Annotated in this window: 10 protein-coding genes; 7 read left to right on the forward strand and 3 right to left on the reverse strand. The window is 35.1% G+C overall.

The features are described 5' to 3' along the window. Positions 1 to 109: 109 nt before the first annotated feature. Positions 110 to 2422, forward strand: coding sequence for a DNA topoisomerase 3 (locus ACEN2K_RS05530; RefSeq protein WP_441758328.1), 2313 nt, complete (start codon positions 110 to 112; stop codon positions 2420 to 2422). A 174-nt stretch (positions 2423 to 2596) separates the two neighbouring features. Next, positions 2597 to 3091 carry a DUF6265 family protein gene (locus tag ACEN2K_RS05535; protein ID WP_441758329.1) on the forward strand — a complete coding sequence of 165 codons (495 nt, stop codon included), beginning with the start codon at positions 2597 to 2599 and terminating at the stop codon, positions 3089 to 3091. 29 nt (positions 3092 to 3120) lie between these two features. Here the strand turns inward: ACEN2K_RS05535 and ACEN2K_RS05540 are convergent, their stop codons facing one another. Beyond that, positions 3121 to 4284, reverse strand: coding sequence for an MFS transporter (locus ACEN2K_RS05540; RefSeq protein WP_441758330.1), 1164 nt, complete (start codon positions 4282 to 4284; stop codon positions 3121 to 3123). Positions 4285 to 4651: 367 nt separating this feature from the next. On the opposite strand from ACEN2K_RS05540, the gene ACEN2K_RS05545 reads away from it, so the two are divergent. The 4 genes from ACEN2K_RS05545 (at position 4652) to ACEN2K_RS05560 (ending at position 11222) form a co-directional block, all read left to right on the forward strand. Then, positions 4652 to 7027: a TonB-dependent siderophore receptor gene (locus tag ACEN2K_RS05545; RefSeq protein ID WP_441758331.1), complete on the forward strand. Its 2376-nt coding sequence runs from the start codon at positions 4652 to 4654 to the stop codon at positions 7025 to 7027. Positions 7028 to 7101: 74 nt separating this feature from the next. Beyond that, positions 7102 to 8238, forward strand: a complete 1137-nt coding sequence (locus ACEN2K_RS05550; RefSeq protein WP_441758332.1) for a PepSY-associated TM helix domain-containing protein — start codon at positions 7102 to 7104, stop codon at positions 8236 to 8238. A 160-nt stretch (positions 8239 to 8398) separates the two neighbouring features. Further along, entirely contained in the window at positions 8399 to 10621 is a 2223-nt protein-coding gene (locus ACEN2K_RS05555; protein WP_441758333.1) for a TonB-dependent siderophore receptor, read from the forward strand. 52 nt (positions 10622 to 10673) lie between these two features. After that, positions 10674 to 11222, forward strand: coding sequence for a PepSY-associated TM helix domain-containing protein (locus ACEN2K_RS05560; RefSeq protein ID WP_441758334.1), 549 nt, complete (start codon positions 10674 to 10676; stop codon positions 11220 to 11222). Positions 11223 to 11292: 70 nt separating this feature from the next. Here the strand turns inward: ACEN2K_RS05560 and ACEN2K_RS05565 are convergent, their stop codons facing one another. After that, positions 11293 to 13926, reverse strand: a complete 2634-nt coding sequence (locus ACEN2K_RS05565) for a valine--tRNA ligase (RefSeq protein ID WP_441758335.1) — start codon at positions 13924 to 13926, stop codon at positions 11293 to 11295. 228 nt (positions 13927 to 14154) lie between these two features. Here ACEN2K_RS05565 and ACEN2K_RS05570 point away from each other — a divergent pair, with 228 nt between their 5' ends. Beyond that, positions 14155 to 14544 carry a DUF1573 domain-containing protein gene (locus ACEN2K_RS05570; RefSeq protein WP_441758336.1) on the forward strand — a complete coding sequence of 130 codons (390 nt, stop codon included), beginning with the start codon at positions 14155 to 14157 and terminating at the stop codon, positions 14542 to 14544. A 55-nt stretch (positions 14545 to 14599) separates the two neighbouring features. Here the strand turns inward: ACEN2K_RS05570 and ACEN2K_RS05575 are convergent, their stop codons facing one another. Then, the gene (locus ACEN2K_RS05575) at positions 14600 to 15928 is read right to left on the reverse strand and encodes an aspartyl protease family protein (RefSeq protein ID WP_441758337.1); all 1329 of its coding nucleotides are present in this window, start codon (positions 15926 to 15928) and stop codon (positions 14600 to 14602) included. Positions 15929 to 15962 lie beyond the last annotated feature (34 nt).

Here is a 15962-nt window from a genome sequence, read left to right on the forward strand (position 1 = left end):
TGCTCCTAAAAATTCTCTCCTCTCCTAGCCGTTCATAACTCCTGAAGATTTCTTTTTAATACCAATTTCTAAATTCCTAATTTGCGGCTTCAAAACTAGAAGGAGAAAAATGAAGGTCTGTATTGCCGAGAAACCAAGTGTAGCACGAGAAATCGCATCCGTATTAGGTGCTAATACCAAGCATGATGGCTATTATGAAGGCAATGGCTATGCGGTGACCTATACTTTTGGACATTTATGCACCTTAAAAGAACCTAACGATTACAAACCCTACTGGAAAAGCTGGGATTTGAATAACCTGCCAATGCTTCCTGAAAAATTTGAGACGAAAGTCGTTCAGAATTCAGGGATTCAAAAACAATTCAAAATAATAAAAGGATTGTTTGACAAAGCTACTTTGGTCATCAACTGCGGGGATGCTGGACAAGAAGGAGAATTGATTCAGCGCTGGGTGATGAACGAAGCCAATTACAAAGGCGAGGTACAACGCTTATGGATTTCGTCTCTAACCACCGAAGCCATCAAAGAGGGTTTTGAAAATCTAAAACCATCTGCCAACTACGATAATTTATATTATGCGGGATTTTCTAGAGCCATTGGCGACTGGTTACTGGGTATGAATGCCACGCGTTTGTACACCGTAAAACATGGTGGTTACAAACAAGTTTTGTCCATTGGTCGCGTGCAAACGCCTACATTAGCGATGGTTGTGGATCGCTGGAAAGAAATTGAAAATTTCAAACCGCAACCCTACTGGGAGCTGCAAACTTTATATAGAGAAACACTTTTTAGCTATGAGGAAGGCCGCTTTTTGAAAAAAGAAGACGGAGAATTTCTAGCCAATAAAGTCAAAGAAAGTGAGTTCGAAATTGTTTCGGTCGAAAAAAAGAAAGGAAATGAGTTTGCGCCAAAACTGTTTGACTTAACCGGACTGCAAGTGTATTGCAATACCAAATTTGGTTTCTCAGCAGAGGAAACACTCAAAATTGCCCAAACCTTATACGAACAAAAAGTAGTTACCTATCCTAGAGTAGATACCACTTTTTTACCCAACGATATTTATCCAAAAGTACCGGGAATTCTGCAAAAACTAACGAATTATGCTGCTTTGACGGAACCACTTTTAGGCAAGAAAATAAAAAAATCGACTAAGGTTTTCAACGATAAAAAAGTAACAGATCACCATGCGATAATCCCAACTGGAATCCAATCAAACTTGCAATACAATCAGCAGCAAGTGTATGATATTATTACAAAGCGTTTTATCGCGGTCTTTTATGACGATTGTTCGGTAGCCAATACTACAGTTATTGGTAAAGCCGCCGATGTACATTTTAAAACCACTGGAAAAGAAATTTTAACCAAAGGATGGCGCATTGTTTTTGAAGATCCAAACGCCAAAGAAAAAGAAGCCGATATTTTACCAAGCTTCATAAAAGGTGAAAAAGGACCTCATCAACCTTCGTTTTTAGAAAAGGAAACCAAGCCACCCAATCAGTTTACCGAGGCTACTTTATTGCGTGCTATGGAAACCGCAGGGAAACAAGTCGACGATGAGGATTTACGCGAGTTGATGAAGGAAAATGGCATCGGCCGACCGTCAACACGAGCGAATATTATTGAAACTTTATTCAAACGCCAATACATCGTCAGGAACAAAAAACAAGTCTTACCCACACCTACGGGAATTCAATTGATAGATACCATTCAAAATGAAATGGTGAAGTCGGCGGAGTTGACAGGTTCTTGGGAAAAGCAACTAAAAGACATTGAAAAAGGTACTTTTACCGCTGGCGCTTTCATTAATAACATGAAGCGTATGGTAGATGCGCTCGTGTATGAAGTGCGCAGCGAGACCAAGCGGGCTAACATTTCGCATGTAGGACACATTCAAAAACAAGAAGCAAAAGCAGAGAAAAAGAAAGCTGCAGGAATATCGGCAGAAACCTGCCCTAAATGTAAAAAGGCCACACTTATAGCTGGGAAATCAGCTTATGGCTGCGGTAACTATAAGTTGGGCTGCAACTTTGTTTTGCCTTTTACTTTTGCTGATAAAAAAATATCCGAAAACCAATACCTGCGATTACTTCAAAAAGGATCAACAGTAAACCTGAAAGATTTTAAAACTGAGGCTGGTAGCGCTGAAGGTTTACTGCGTTTTGATGACAATTTTGATTTAAAATTAGAACCTAAGAAAACTGCCGCTCCTACTCCCGCTTCAGAAAAGAGAACAACCGCTGATGCACTTTCGTGTCCTAAATGCCAAAAAGGGAACGTAATAAAAGGAAATACTGCTTATGGTTGTAGCGACTATAAAATGGGTTGCGATTTTAAAGTGACTTTTGATCTGGTTCGGGAAAAACTAAAAAATCAAAAACCTACCAAAGAATTGGTTCATTCTATATTGAAAACAGGTTTTTAAATTACAGCTTTTTAGTAGGAGCTTTATCCAGCTATCCGCTATATTCCCGCTAATAAAAACTACGGCTAAAAAAGCCTTGTTTTTCTAAATCGGGAGATGCCGCTTTTATCTGGGCTAGTTGTGTTTATTTTTCCTAATTTTGTATCTATATATCCAACAATAATTTCAAAGATCATGTTTAAAAAAATAGCTTTCCTAACACTAATTGTACTGTTTATCTCTTGTAAAAAATCAGACTCGAGTACATCTGAAGCTACAGAAAAAGAGAAAATAAATGGCGCACGCTGGATTTTAGGATCTTGGGAAAACAAAACTGCAGAAGGTAGTTTAAAAGAAATTTGGACTAAAGCAAATGACAGTACTTTTGAAGGACAGTCGTACTTTATCAAAGCAAAAGACACCATCCACTTTGAAACGATACAATTGCAACAAAAAGGAGAAGAGTTGACCTATACTGCAACAGTAAAAGGACAAAACAATGATAAGCCAGTCACTTTTAAATTAACAACTTCGACTGAAAAGGAATTGGTTTTTGAGAATCCAGCACACGATTATCCTCAAAAAATAAGTTATACAAATCCCGCTCCAGATCAATTAATAGCTGAAATTTCGGGTACACAATCGGGTAAACCGAGTTCTGAAAAATACACAATGAAGAAAGTCAAGTAGTATTGATCAGAACGGAATATAACCACAAGTTAAGCTTTCTCTTCGGCAATCTTGTTGACCATTACTATCATCACAGCTCCTAATAGAGCCATTATTAAAAAGGCCCATTTCATACTTAAAACCTCTGAAATGAAGCCCACCATGGGCGGCACCACTAAAAACCCTAAGTAACCAATGGTTGAAATGGAAGTAAGCGCAGTACCACTACTCAAGCTTTTTGATTTTCCTGCAATGCTAAATACTAGTGGTACTACGCAAGAAACTCCTACTCCTATCATAAAGTAACCTATAATGGTCGTTACAATAAAAGGGAAGAAAAAACAGATCAAAAAACCAGAGCTCATAAAAACACCGCTGTAGAATAATATGTTTTTTATTCCGTATTTACTCACGGCATAATCTCCTAGGAAACGACCTAAGGTAACTGCTGTCATAAAAAACACAAAAGCGGCAGTAGTCCACTTAGCCGAAGCCTGCAAAATATTTTGGAAATAGATTCCACTCCAGTCGTACATTGTATTTTCGCAAGCCATAGATACAAAACAAATTATAGCAAACTTTAGTAAATTTTTATCGGGCATGGAGAAGAATTTTTTCTTCTCTTTTAAAGGGGCAGTATGAATTGTTTGAGGATAAAACCAAAAAGTAACCGCCATCATAGCCACACTTATTCCTAACAAATGATAGGAAGGTGCAATATGTTGTGTAACCATTACATAGCCTAAGCCTGCGCCTATAAATCCCGCCAAACTCCACACGGCATGAAAGGTGGTCATTATTGATTTAGGATATAGTTTTTGAACTTCTAAGGCCTGTGCATTCATTGATAAATTAAGAATGTTGCGCGAAGAACCAAATAGCAACAGAATAATGACTAGTTGCCAAACAAAGGCAGCAAAACCTGGCAGAGCCAACACAATATTAAATAATATTGCTCCTATTAACATGCAGTAGCGGCTGCTCAATTTGTTTAACAGTCTACCGGTAATGGGCATTGTTAGCATTAAACCTATCGGCAAGGCAAATAACACAGCACCAAACTCCGCTTCACTCAAATGCAGTTGCGATTTAATGGCTGGAATACGAGATGCCCACGAGGAATATCCAAAACCTGACATGAAAAAAAACACGGTATTTGCGATTCTAAATCCCTTGGGGGAATTCTGGATTTTTAGTAAGTACGATTGTATCATGGATGTATTTATGAATCAAGCTATGAAAATATATCGCACTGCTTTTGACAATGCAAACTTAATAATTTTCAAAACTAAAATAGGAAATACCGTTTAGCAGCTATCAAAAATCATAGTAACTGCTCCTAATTTACCTTGAAACTATATACAAATTCTGAAAAATTAAATTTATGTCAAGGATCTTACTGTCAATCTTTAAGTTGGGTATTAAAAATTACTATTTTAAATCACTGTAAAACAATGTAGTAAAAATTTTATTTTTATTTAATCTAAATAGTCATTGTTAAATAAAAATTAAAATATAGATTTGCATTATTCTTATTAGTTCTAAATAAGAATAAATACATAACCTTAATTATTTTTTACCATGTACTATTTTAATAAAAGAATGCCAGCCTACTTTTTACTGCTATGTCTGTCATTAATCTCAGTGAATTCCGCATTTGGACAACAACCCACAGCGGCGATTAAAGGAACGGTTCATACCAGTGCTAATAAGGCGGCAGAGGGAGTAACCATTACAATAAAAGGAAAAAACAGAACCACTATTACAGATAACGATGGTGCGTTTACCCTAAACAATTTACAGGAAGGAAACTATGTTCTTGTGGTAAGTCTAATAGGTACTAATGATATCGAGAAAGAAGTAGCGGTTAAAAATAATGAAACCAGCACAGTAGACATAACACTGACTTTGTCTAACAATGAATTAAATCAGGTGGTTATTTTAAGTAATAAAAGTGCTTTTAAAACCAATAGAATTTCGTCATCGCTACGTTTACAATCGCCCATAATTGAAATTCCGCAAAACATACAGGTTATCACTGGGAAACTGATCAATGATCAGCAGATCTTTAGTATGTTAGAAGGAGTTACCCGTAATGTTAGTGGAGCTACAAGAGTAGAGCACTGGGATAATTATGCAAATATAACGATGAGAGGAAGTCAGGTTGCCGCTTTTAGAAACGGTATGAATATGAGTTCTACTTGGGGACCACTTACTGAAGACATGAGTATGGTGGAACGCATTGAATTCGTTAAAGGTCCAGCAGGTTTTATGCTAGCAAATGGAAATCCGAGTGGTTTTTATAATGTAGTTACTAAAAAACCTAGCGGAAGAACTAAAGGAGAAGCTAGCTTTACTTTAGGAAGTTTTGATATGTATAGAGGAACATTAGATTTGGACGGAAAATTAACGAATAACGGAAAACTATTGTACCGCATCAATGTAATGGGAGAAAAGAAAGGAAGTTACCGTGACTTTGATTTCAATGACCGCTACAGTTTTGCACCAGTCTTAAAATACCTAGTTAGTGATAAAACCGCCATCACGCTTGAGTACACTCAGCAATTCTCTAAAGTAAATGCTGTAGGTTCTAACTATTTATTTTCGCACAGAGGCTATGCTGATTTACCAAGAACAGCAACTACTTCTGAAGCTAACCTAGACCCTACAAAAATGACAGAAAGAAATATTCTTGCTATTGTAGAGCATAAAATTAATGACAACTGGAAATTTACAGCACAGTCATCCTACTTGAATTACCAACAAGAAGGACTATCCTTATGGCCTAATGGTTTTGATACTACTAATGATGCTATTTTAAAACGTGCCGGAAGTATTTGGGATATTTTAGGAAAAATTTATGTAGGTCAAGCGTATGTAAATGGTAATGTACAAACAGGAGCGGTAACACATAAAATATTATCTGGAGTCGATTTAAGTGATAAAACCTTTTACCATGACTGGATGCAATATTTTACAATGCCTGATTTAGATATCTATAATCCTGTTCATGGAACATTAGCAGCGTCGCCTACTTTTGATAGAAGCCAAAGTTTAGAAGATAGAGGAGTAAAATATCAAAACAATTATAAGGCCTTGTATATACAAGATGAGTTAGGTTTCTTAGATAATAAATTGAGACTGACATTAGCAGGAAGATATACGGTGTTAAAATCTGGAAACTACTATTCTGGAGACACAAAAAATTCAAGATTTACGCCTAGAGTAGGTTTGAGTTATTCAATAGATAAAAACACTTCAGCCTATTTTGTAAATGACCAATCATTCAATGAAAACTATGGTTCAGACTGGCAAGGAAATGCCTTCAATCCTGAAACTGGAGGAAATATTGAGTTAGGTCTAAAAAGAGATTGGTTGAACGGAAAATGGAATTCGGTGGTTTCATTATACCAAATCACAAAGAACAATGTCCTTACATTAGATGCTGAACACTCTAATTCAACAAACCAATTTAGTAGAGAAAGTGGGCAACAAAAAACAAAAGGTTTTGAAGTGGACATAAGAGGAGAAATCTTTAAAAACTTAGATTTAATATTAAATTATGCCTTTACTGAAGGAAAAACTACCAAAGATACTAACGAAGATCTTGTAGGAAATCAAGTAGCAGGAACAACCAGACACATTCAAAATGCATGGTTAAATTATAAAGTAGACAGAGGAATTTTAAATGGTGTAGGCTTTTCATTAGGGTACCAATACCAAGTAAAAAGAGCGCCTTGGTACATATCTCCTGACAACACAGGAATGTTACCTGATTACTTCCGCTTAGATGGAGGAGTTTCTTATCAAAAAAACAAAATCTCTGTGAACTTAGTTGTCAATAATATCTTGAACAAATACCTGTATTCAGGAGGATATTATGATTACACGGATATGTTCTATTGGCAAGCAGAAGCAGGTACAAATGCAAGAGTAACTGTTGCCTATAAATTTTAAGAACAATTAAATTGAATAACTTATAACTCCGCTTTATCTAAGCGGAGTTATTCTAATTTTTACACCACATGAAAATGAGTTTTAAAAAAGCAATCGGAGTACTTCATTTATGGTTAGGATTGTCCTCAGGAATAATTGTTTTTATCATTGCTATTACAGGATGTTTGTATGCATTTCAGGCCGAAATTCAGAACCTTACAGAACCTTATCGTTTTGTGCAGGAACAAAATGCTGCATTTTTGCCCCCTTCTCAATTGCTTGAAATAGCCCAAAAAGAACTACCTAACAAAACAATTCATGCTTTAAAATACAATACTAAAACTGATGCTGTAGAAGCCATTTTCTTTCATTATGAACCCACTTATTATTACACTAGCTATCTTAATCCCTACACTGGTGAGGTATTAAAAACGGTCGATAATGAAACGGGATTTTTTCACTTTATCTTAGATGGTCATTTTTATCTATGGCTTCCTGATGCCATCGGGCAAATTGTAGTTGCAACGGCAACTTTAATTTTCCTGATACTCATTATCTCCGGCTTTATTTTATGGTATCCCAAAAATAAAAATGCAGCAAAACAGCGCTTTTCTTTTAACTGGAAAAAAGGAATGAAATGGAAAAGAAAAAATTATGATTTGCATAATGTTACTGGCTTTTATGTGTTGATAATTGCGTTCATTTTTGCCGTAACAGGACTAGTTTGGGGGTTTCAATGGTTTGCCTTTTCGTATTACAAAATTTTAGGAGGAGAAAAATCTTTACTGTATGAAGAGCCAAGCTCAACAGCGGAACCACATGATAAAGTTAAAAAAGTAGCACCGCTAGATGCCGTTTGGCATATAATGGTAAAAGAGTATCCAGAAGCAGAATCTATAGAGGTACACCCACCAGAAACGGATAGCTCATCTATAGCGGCTAATGCTAATAGTGATAAAGAAACTTATACTAGTATCGATTACCGCTATTTTGACCAATATTCCTTAAAAGAAATCAACGTGAATCATCTTTGGGGAAGAACAAAAAATGATGCAATTGCTGATCAACTAATGAAGATGAATTATGATATACATACTGGTGGAATCTTTGGCTTAGCCGGAAAAATTTTTGCCTTTCTTATTAGTTTGTTAATCGCTAGTTTACCCATTACTGGCACTCTAATATGGTGGGGAAGAAACAAAAAGAAAAAGAAAAATAACAAATACAAATAAAGAGTTTTAAACCTTGCTACAGTTAGCAAGGTTTTTTTTTTGGCATAAATAACTGAAAAACAATTTATTAAAAATATTATATATAATAAGTCTAAATAAGTATTGCAAATATCAGAAAAGCATGTAAATTCGCGTCGTTATTTTAAATCAATCTAAATAAATGAAAGCAATAATACTCGCTACAGTTAGCCTTCTAACTTGTTATTCTGTTCACAGTCAAAACAGAAAAAGTAATCATAACCCAGCTAGCCCGCAAATCCATACCGCAGTAGCATTAGACACTATTAAAAATAAAAAAAGCGAATCCTTACAAGAAGTAATTGTAAGGGCAAACCAGCAGAAAAAAGTGATCAATGCAGTTCGTTCTGGTTTAAAACCAATGGACATTCCGCAAAGCATTCAAGTAATCAACAGTGAAGTTATTGGGCAGCAGCAAGCTGTGCGTTTGAGTGATGTTATCAAAAATGCTAACGGAGTATATGTAGGATCCGCAAGAGGTGGCTCTCAAGAGTCTTTCTGGTCAAGAGGCTACGACATGTCAGCTAACAATATGTTCAAAAATGGATTTCGTTTTACTAACGGTTCTATTCCAGAGGTTTCTTCATTAGAACGTGTGGAACTTTTAAAAGGTAGCGCTGCATTATTTTTTGGAAACGTAGCTCCGGGAGGCATCTTGAATATGGTTACTAAAAAACCTTCTTTTGAAAAAGGTGGTGAAATAAGCATGCAAATGGGGAGTTATGCATTTTATAAACCCTCTATTGATATTTATGGCCCTTTAAATAATAGTATTGCTTACCGTTTTACGGGATCGTATGAAAACTCAGAAAGCTTTAGAGACGTTGTCAAAAAAGAACGTTACTATATCAATCCTTCGCTATTATTTCAAATTAGCACACAAACAAATATTACGCTACAAGGAGATTACTTGCACGATGATTGGACTCCAGATTTTGGAACGGGAATTATTGGTAAAGAAACTGCAAACGTTCCTAGAAACACATACTTAGGTGCAACTTGGTCTAACGGACAAACAACACAAAGTAGCGTATCTGCATTAGTAAATCATAGCTTTAATGACAACTGGAAATTAGACTTTAATTCATCCTTTCAGGATTACAATAGAACCTCAAAAGGAACAGAACGAATCCAGCCAGCGGCAAATGGAGATTGGTCTAGACCATTAGGTCAAAATAAAAATCAAGAGCAAATAGTAGCAGAGCAATTAAGCTTCAATGGAAATTTTTACATAGGAAAAATCAAACACCAACTGTTTACAGGAATTGATTTTGAAAACGCTTCGGTGACGGCATATACTTTTAAATTTAGCAATGCTACTTACGGCAGTGGTAACATCTATGACTTTGAAAATTTTGACCAAGGAGGAGCCGTTCCTGATGCTGCAGTTACTAAAATTGTAAATACAGATACCAATCGTTTAGGAATTTACGCTCAAGATTTAGTTTCATTAACCGAAAAATTGAAAGTATTGGCTGGAATTCGTTGGTCTTGGCAAGAAGCAAAAATAAAAACACAAGATTTAACAGTAACGCCCACGGCTTATAAAACAGATCCTAATCGTGTCGATCAAGCTTTTACACCTAAAGTGGGTTTAGTATACCAACCTACAACGGCAGTTTCATTATTTGCTAGCTATGCTAATTCTTTTACCCCTAACTCAGGAACTACAGTAGATTTAAAAGTAATCAAACCATCCATAATTGATCAATACGAACTGGGAATCAAAAAAGACTTCTGGAACGGCAAACTTTCTACAAATTTTACCCTGTACCAAATTGAGAATAGCAACTTAGCACAAACAGCAGAATTTAAAGCAGATGGTTCGAATAATACTGATTCTAGCATCAAAGTTTTAAGTGGTGCTACCAAAAGTAAAGGAGTGGAACTGGATGTAACAGCAAGGCCCATAGAAGGTTTAAACATCATTGCAGGCTACAGTTACAATGACATGCGTTACACCAAAACATCCGGTTTAAATGGTAGTTTTATTGAAGGCGATCGTCTGGCTAGAACACCAGCCAATACCGCGAATCTAAGCTTCTTTTATACAATACCATCAGGAATATTAAGAGGATTGTCAGTAGGATCTGCTGCAAATTACATAGGCAATCGCATTGCAGGATGGAATAATCAGTTAGTTGTTAACGCAACGACAGCTGCAACAACGATTAACGACCGTGAAGTTCCTATTGACGGCTACACAACGGTAGATTTCTCAGCTGGCTATACTTGGAGAAAAATAGCTATACTATGTAAACTATCAAATATTGCCAACACGCTTAACTATACAGTACATGAAAACTACAGTGCAAACCCTATTGCACCCCGACAAATCATGACCTCTTTAAAGTATAAATTTTAATTAAACCTTTTTATTTATTTTTGGTCCTAAAAAGACGTCTTAAACTATAAACATGAAAAAAATCAACTTTAGAAATTTACACCGTGATTTAGGGTACTTCTATATCGGACTAATTGTGTCATTTGCTTTTTCGGGCCTAATGATGAATCATAGAGATTCTTGGCATCCCGAAAAATACACCACTGAAACCAAAGCTATTGAAGTGCAACTACCTGAAGAAAACCAGCTTAATGAAGACTTTGCAAAAGAGCTAGGAGAAAAATTAGGCATACAAGATAAAATGAGACGCCAAGCGGTCAAAAAAGGAACATATAAAATTTCTTTTGAAAAACATGATGTCGAAATTGATATGGAAACAGGAAAAGGAGAAATTGTGTCGTTCTTTAAAACGCCTATTATAAGTCAATCCATGTCCTTACATAAAAATACGTCTAATTTTTGGATTTATTATTCGGATATTTTTGCAATAAGCTTAATTATTATAGCATTAACAGGCACAATAATGATTAAAGCTGGAAAATTTAGTTGGAAAAACAGAGGCTGGAAACTAGCTGTAGCAGGAGTTATATTTCCTTTGATCTTCTTGTTTTTGTTCTCATAAAAGTACAATGGAATAAAAAGTCCCATTCGCTACAGCGAATGGGATTTTTTTATTTTAAAGCAAATTGGATTTATTTCAATCCTGCTAAACTTTGCTCAATAGTTTCAATTTTTGCCAAAGCATCTGCTTCTTTTTGTTTTTCATTTGCCAAAACTTTTTCTGGCGCACCGTTCACAAATTTTTCATTAGACAGCTTTCCTTGTACTGATTTCAAGAAACCTTTGGTATAATTTAATTCCGCTGTTAATTTAGCAATTTCTTCTTCTACATTAATATTTCCAGTGATCGGAATAAAGTATTCATTTGAATTCACACGGTAAGACAATGCTCCTTCTACTTTATCAGAAACATATTCTAGCGATGTAATATTCCCTAATTTGGTTACAACCGAATCAAAATAAGTAGTTGTACTTTCGTTATTAATTGCTTTTAACTCAATAGCATCTTTAAACGGAATGTTCTTGTCCTTACGGATTGTTCTTACTCCAGAGATTACTTCCATGGTATTTTCAAAATCAGCAATCAAGGCAGCATCGAATGGCTTCATTTCTGGCCAAGTTGCTACGATTAATGCTTCTTCTTTAGTTCTAGGTGCAATAAACTGCCAGATCTCTTCAGTTAAGAAAGGCATAAATGGATGTAATAATTTCAAGTTATTTTCAAGCATTTCTATCGCTTTCGCAAAAGTTACACTGTCAATAGGCTGCTGGTATCCTGGTTTGATCATCTCTAGGAACCATGAACAGAAATCGTCCCAAACTAATTTATAAGTTCCCATTAACGCTTCAGAAATTCTGTATTTTTCAAAGTTGTCTTCTATCTCTAAAAGTGTCTGTTGCAACTTCGCCTCATACCATTCAATCGCCACTTTAGAAGATTCTGGTTGCGGAATTGCATCCGAAACTTCCCATCCTTTGATTAATTTGAAAGCATTCCAGATTTTATTAGTAAAGCCTTTTCCTTGGTTACACAACTCTTCATCAAACATAATGTCGTTTCCTGCAGAGGCGCTTAATAGCAGACCTACACGAACCCCATCGGCACCAAACTTCTCAATCAAATCTAAAGGATCAGGTGAATTCCCTAACGATTTAGACATTTTACGTCTTTGCTTGTCACGAACTAAACCAGTCAAATAAACATTTGTAAAAGGTTTTTTACCTGTATATTCATAACCTGCAATGATCATTCTAGCTACCCAGAAAAATAAAATATCTGGACCTGTAACTAAATCATTTGTTGGATAATAGTATTTAAAATCTTCACTTTCTGGATCCATGATTCCTCCAAAAACAGACATTGGCCATAGCCAAGAAGAAAACCAAGTATCTAAAGCATCAACATCTTGTTTAAGATCTTGGATTGTTAAGTTTTGGTTATTCGTTCTTTCTTTAGCTAAAACTAATGCTTCTTCGATAGATTCAGCAACTACAAAATCTTCCTTACCATCTCCATAGAAATAAGCCGGAATTTGTTGTCCCCACCACAATTGACGAGAAATATTCCAGTCGCGTATGTTGTTCAACCAATGTGCATATGTGTTATTAAAACGAGCAGGATGTAATTTAATATCACCATCCACTAATACCGATTGAATTGCTGGTTTTACTAAATCTTCCATTTTTAAGAACCATTGATCTGATAATCTTGGTTCGATAACCGCTTTTGTTCTTTCAGAAGTTCCTACTTTATTTAAATGCGTTTCAGTTTTTGCTAAAGCGCCAATAGTTTCTAATTCTTTAGCAACTTCTTCACGAACCACAAAACGATCTTTTCCTTGGTAATGCAAACCAAAACTGTTCATCGTGGCATCTTCATTGAAGATATCAATAATCTCTAAATTGTGTTTTTCACCCAGAGTTTTATCATTCATATCGTGAGCAGGGGTCACTTTTAAACATCCTGTTCCAAATTCGATATCTACATATTCATCTTCTATAATAGGAATAACACGACCACAAATAGGTACAATGGCTTTCTTCCCTTTCAAATGAGCAAAACGTTCGTCATTTGGATTAATACAAATTGCACTGTCTCCAAAGATAGTTTCAGGACGTGTTGTTGCAATTGTCAAGAAGTCTTCGCTTCCCTCAATTTTATATTGAATATAGTATAATTTTCCTTGTTGTTCTTCGAAAATTACTTCTTCATCTGACAAAGTAGTTTTCGCTTCTGGATCCCAATTTACCATTCTATAGCCACGGTAAATCAATCCTTTGTTGTACAAATCAACAAAAGAACGTATTACAGATGCTGACATATCAGGATCCATGGTAAATTTTGTACGTTCCCAGTCGCAAGACGCACCTAGCTTTTTTAATTGCTCTAAAATTACGCCACCGTATTTGTCAGTCCAATCGTAAGCGTGTTGTAGAAATTCCTCACGAGTTAAATCAGACTTATTGATTCCTTCTTGTTTCAATTTAGCAACAACCTTTGCTTCTGTAGCAATAGAAGCATGATCTGTTCCTGGAACCCAACAAGCGTTGAAGCCTTTAAGACGTGCTCTACGAATCAAAACATCTTGAATTGTATTATTTAACATATGCCCCATATGCAGTACTCCAGTCACATTAGGAGGAGGAATTACAATAGTATAAGGTGTTCTATGGTCTGGTTCTGAATGGAAATAATTATTTTCCATCCAGTAGTCATACCATTTATTCTCAATTGTTTTGGCGTCAAATTGTGCAGGAATTGTCATTGTATAGTGGATTCGATTAATCGTTAATTTGCATGTCAGACTGCTTATTAATACTAAGCTTACTAGTCGATTAAAAGACTAACTCACTCATCAAAAATACTTTGGTCTGATTTTTGTAATTTGTATTGGGAACAAAAGTAAATAATTAAGTACACTATAAAAAGAGAAATAAATATTTGTGTGCTAATTAAAACAAACTATATTTACTTTTATAAAATAAATTTTAAAATGAAAAAAATAGCAACAGTATTAGCAGTCATATTATTTAGTAGTATTGGATTTGCTCAAAGCGGAGCTAAAATTGAATTTAAAGCTGACAATAATACGATAGATTATGGAACAATAACTAAAGGGAAAGACAATGGGGTTAGATCCTTCATTTTTACCAATACAGGAGATGCGCCATTAATCATATCAGCGGTTCAGTCTACCTCTAGTTGCACTGTTTTATCCAAACAAAACGATACCGTTTTACCTGGAAAAACATCTAAAATTGATGTAAGATACAATATGGTTCCCGGTCCTATTAGAAAAACTTTAACCGTTGAATCGAATGCCGTTAATTATGAAGAAGGACGTGTTCCTTTAAAAATAAAAGGTGAAGTTGTAGCCAACTAACTATTTAGATTTACAGATAAAAAGCTTCTTGAATTGATTTCAAGAAGCTTTTTTTTTATAAAATATTGATCAACTTAAATCTAAATTTATACAGCTGACTGTCTCGTTCAACCTCTAATGTTATCCATTTTTCGTCTTCTGATTTTAAGAAAGAATTGATTTGCTGTAAGGTATAACTATGAGCCGATTTATTATTTACAGTAATTAAAATATCTCCTTCTCTTAAGCCAGAATTAGCTGCTGGAGAGTTTTTTCGAAGATTAGAAATTTCATAAACCGGTTTAAGTTGAAATTTATACTTAAAATTATTTGAAACTGCTTCATTATTCAAGCCGTTATAGCCTCCAGATTTTGGTTCCATTTGCAAATGAACGGTTTCCTTAACCCACTGCATTCCAGTATGCCTGATTTCAATTCCACTTTTATTATAGGTAAAATGATTTTTGTAGTTCCCATTTTTCTTTAAGTAAAGAAGACTGTTCTTGTAATCAAATATCACCGAAAATCGTTTGAATATCTCTCCACCTACTGAACCCAATCTGCCAGAAACCATTTTAACATGCTTAAGCGATATAGAATCTGGAAAAGCTGCTATAGGTCTTTCAAATTTAAAATCCCCAATTTGAAATTCTGTAATGATCGCTCGTTTCCCTAGGACATCTCCACTAAAACCTTTACCCAGATAATCGTCAAAATTTCGTTCGGGTACTTTAATATTTTCTATTACATTATCAAAAAGCCACACAGCGTCACTATTTCCAATGTCTACTAATAATTTGACTGGAACGGCTTGATTTCCCATAACTACAATACTATTCACATAGGGTTTAGCTCTTTCAATAGAAATAGGAATTTTGTTGTACCGTCTTTCAATTTTATTTCTCTTTTTTACTCTTTCTTTATGAAAGTAAATTCGTTTTTTTTGATAATTAATTTCTAATAAATGATTTTTAAAAAAAGAATATCCAATGATGCCGTTTACGGGAATTCCTATATGTGAGGAGAGATTAAATTCTTGATCGAGAATTATATATAACAAATGATTCCTAGACTGCATTTCTTTTATCTCTAGTATATTACCAGTGGATTTTAAACCTTCGATAGCATCAGCACTTCCTAAACCTCTTAAACTTATGGTTTCTGTATTTTTTAGATCTACTTCTTGCTTGTCTTCTAAACTAAATAGAACGGTTTCTTCTACTCCGGAGTCTAATAAAAAGGTTAACTCTACTCCATTAACTTGTAAGGGTATAAAAACTAAGTTGTTAATCAGTTGAAATGGAATGCTCACGCGGTTCACATCTTTTTTAAATAGAAAACCAGGCTGAGCCAAAATAGGTAAGCCATATAGAATCAAAAATAGTATTGATGCTAATTTTTTCATAAACGATGCTTTCCATAAATTTACTAAAAATTTA

The sequence above is a fragment of the Flavobacterium sp. W21_SRS_FM3 genome (assembly GCF_052113625.1).
GTDB lineage: Bacteria > Bacteroidota > Bacteroidia > Flavobacteriales > Flavobacteriaceae > Flavobacterium.

Bases quoted from the DNA above. Each gene is read 5' to 3' on its own strand.
- ACEN2K_RS05545 (WP_441758331.1), top strand. From the start codon at position 4,652: ATGTACTATTTTAATAAAAGAATGCCAGCCTACTTTTTACTGCTATGT.
- ACEN2K_RS05535 (WP_441758329.1), top strand. From the start codon at position 2,597: ATGTTTAAAAAAATAGCTTTCCTAACACTAATTGTACTGTTTATCTCT.
- ACEN2K_RS05575 (WP_441758337.1), bottom strand. From the start codon at position 15,928: ATGAAAAAATTAGCATCAATACTATTTTTGATTCTATATGGCTTACCT.
- ACEN2K_RS05530 (WP_441758328.1), top strand. From the start codon at position 110: ATGAAGGTCTGTATTGCCGAGAAACCAAGTGTAGCACGAGAAATCGCA.
- ACEN2K_RS05540 (WP_441758330.1), bottom strand. From the start codon at position 4,284: ATGATACAATCGTACTTACTAAAAATCCAGAATTCCCCCAAGGGATTT.
- ACEN2K_RS05570 (WP_441758336.1), top strand. From the start codon at position 14,155: ATGAAAAAAATAGCAACAGTATTAGCAGTCATATTATTTAGTAGTATT.
- ACEN2K_RS05555 (WP_441758333.1), top strand. From the start codon at position 8,399: ATGAAAGCAATAATACTCGCTACAGTTAGCCTTCTAACTTGTTATTCT.
- ACEN2K_RS05560 (WP_441758334.1), top strand. From the start codon at position 10,674: ATGAAAAAAATCAACTTTAGAAATTTACACCGTGATTTAGGGTACTTC.
- ACEN2K_RS05550 (WP_441758332.1), top strand. From the start codon at position 7,102: ATGAGTTTTAAAAAAGCAATCGGAGTACTTCATTTATGGTTAGGATTG.
- ACEN2K_RS05565 (WP_441758335.1), bottom strand. From the start codon at position 13,926: ATGACAATTCCTGCACAATTTGACGCCAAAACAATTGAGAATAAATGG.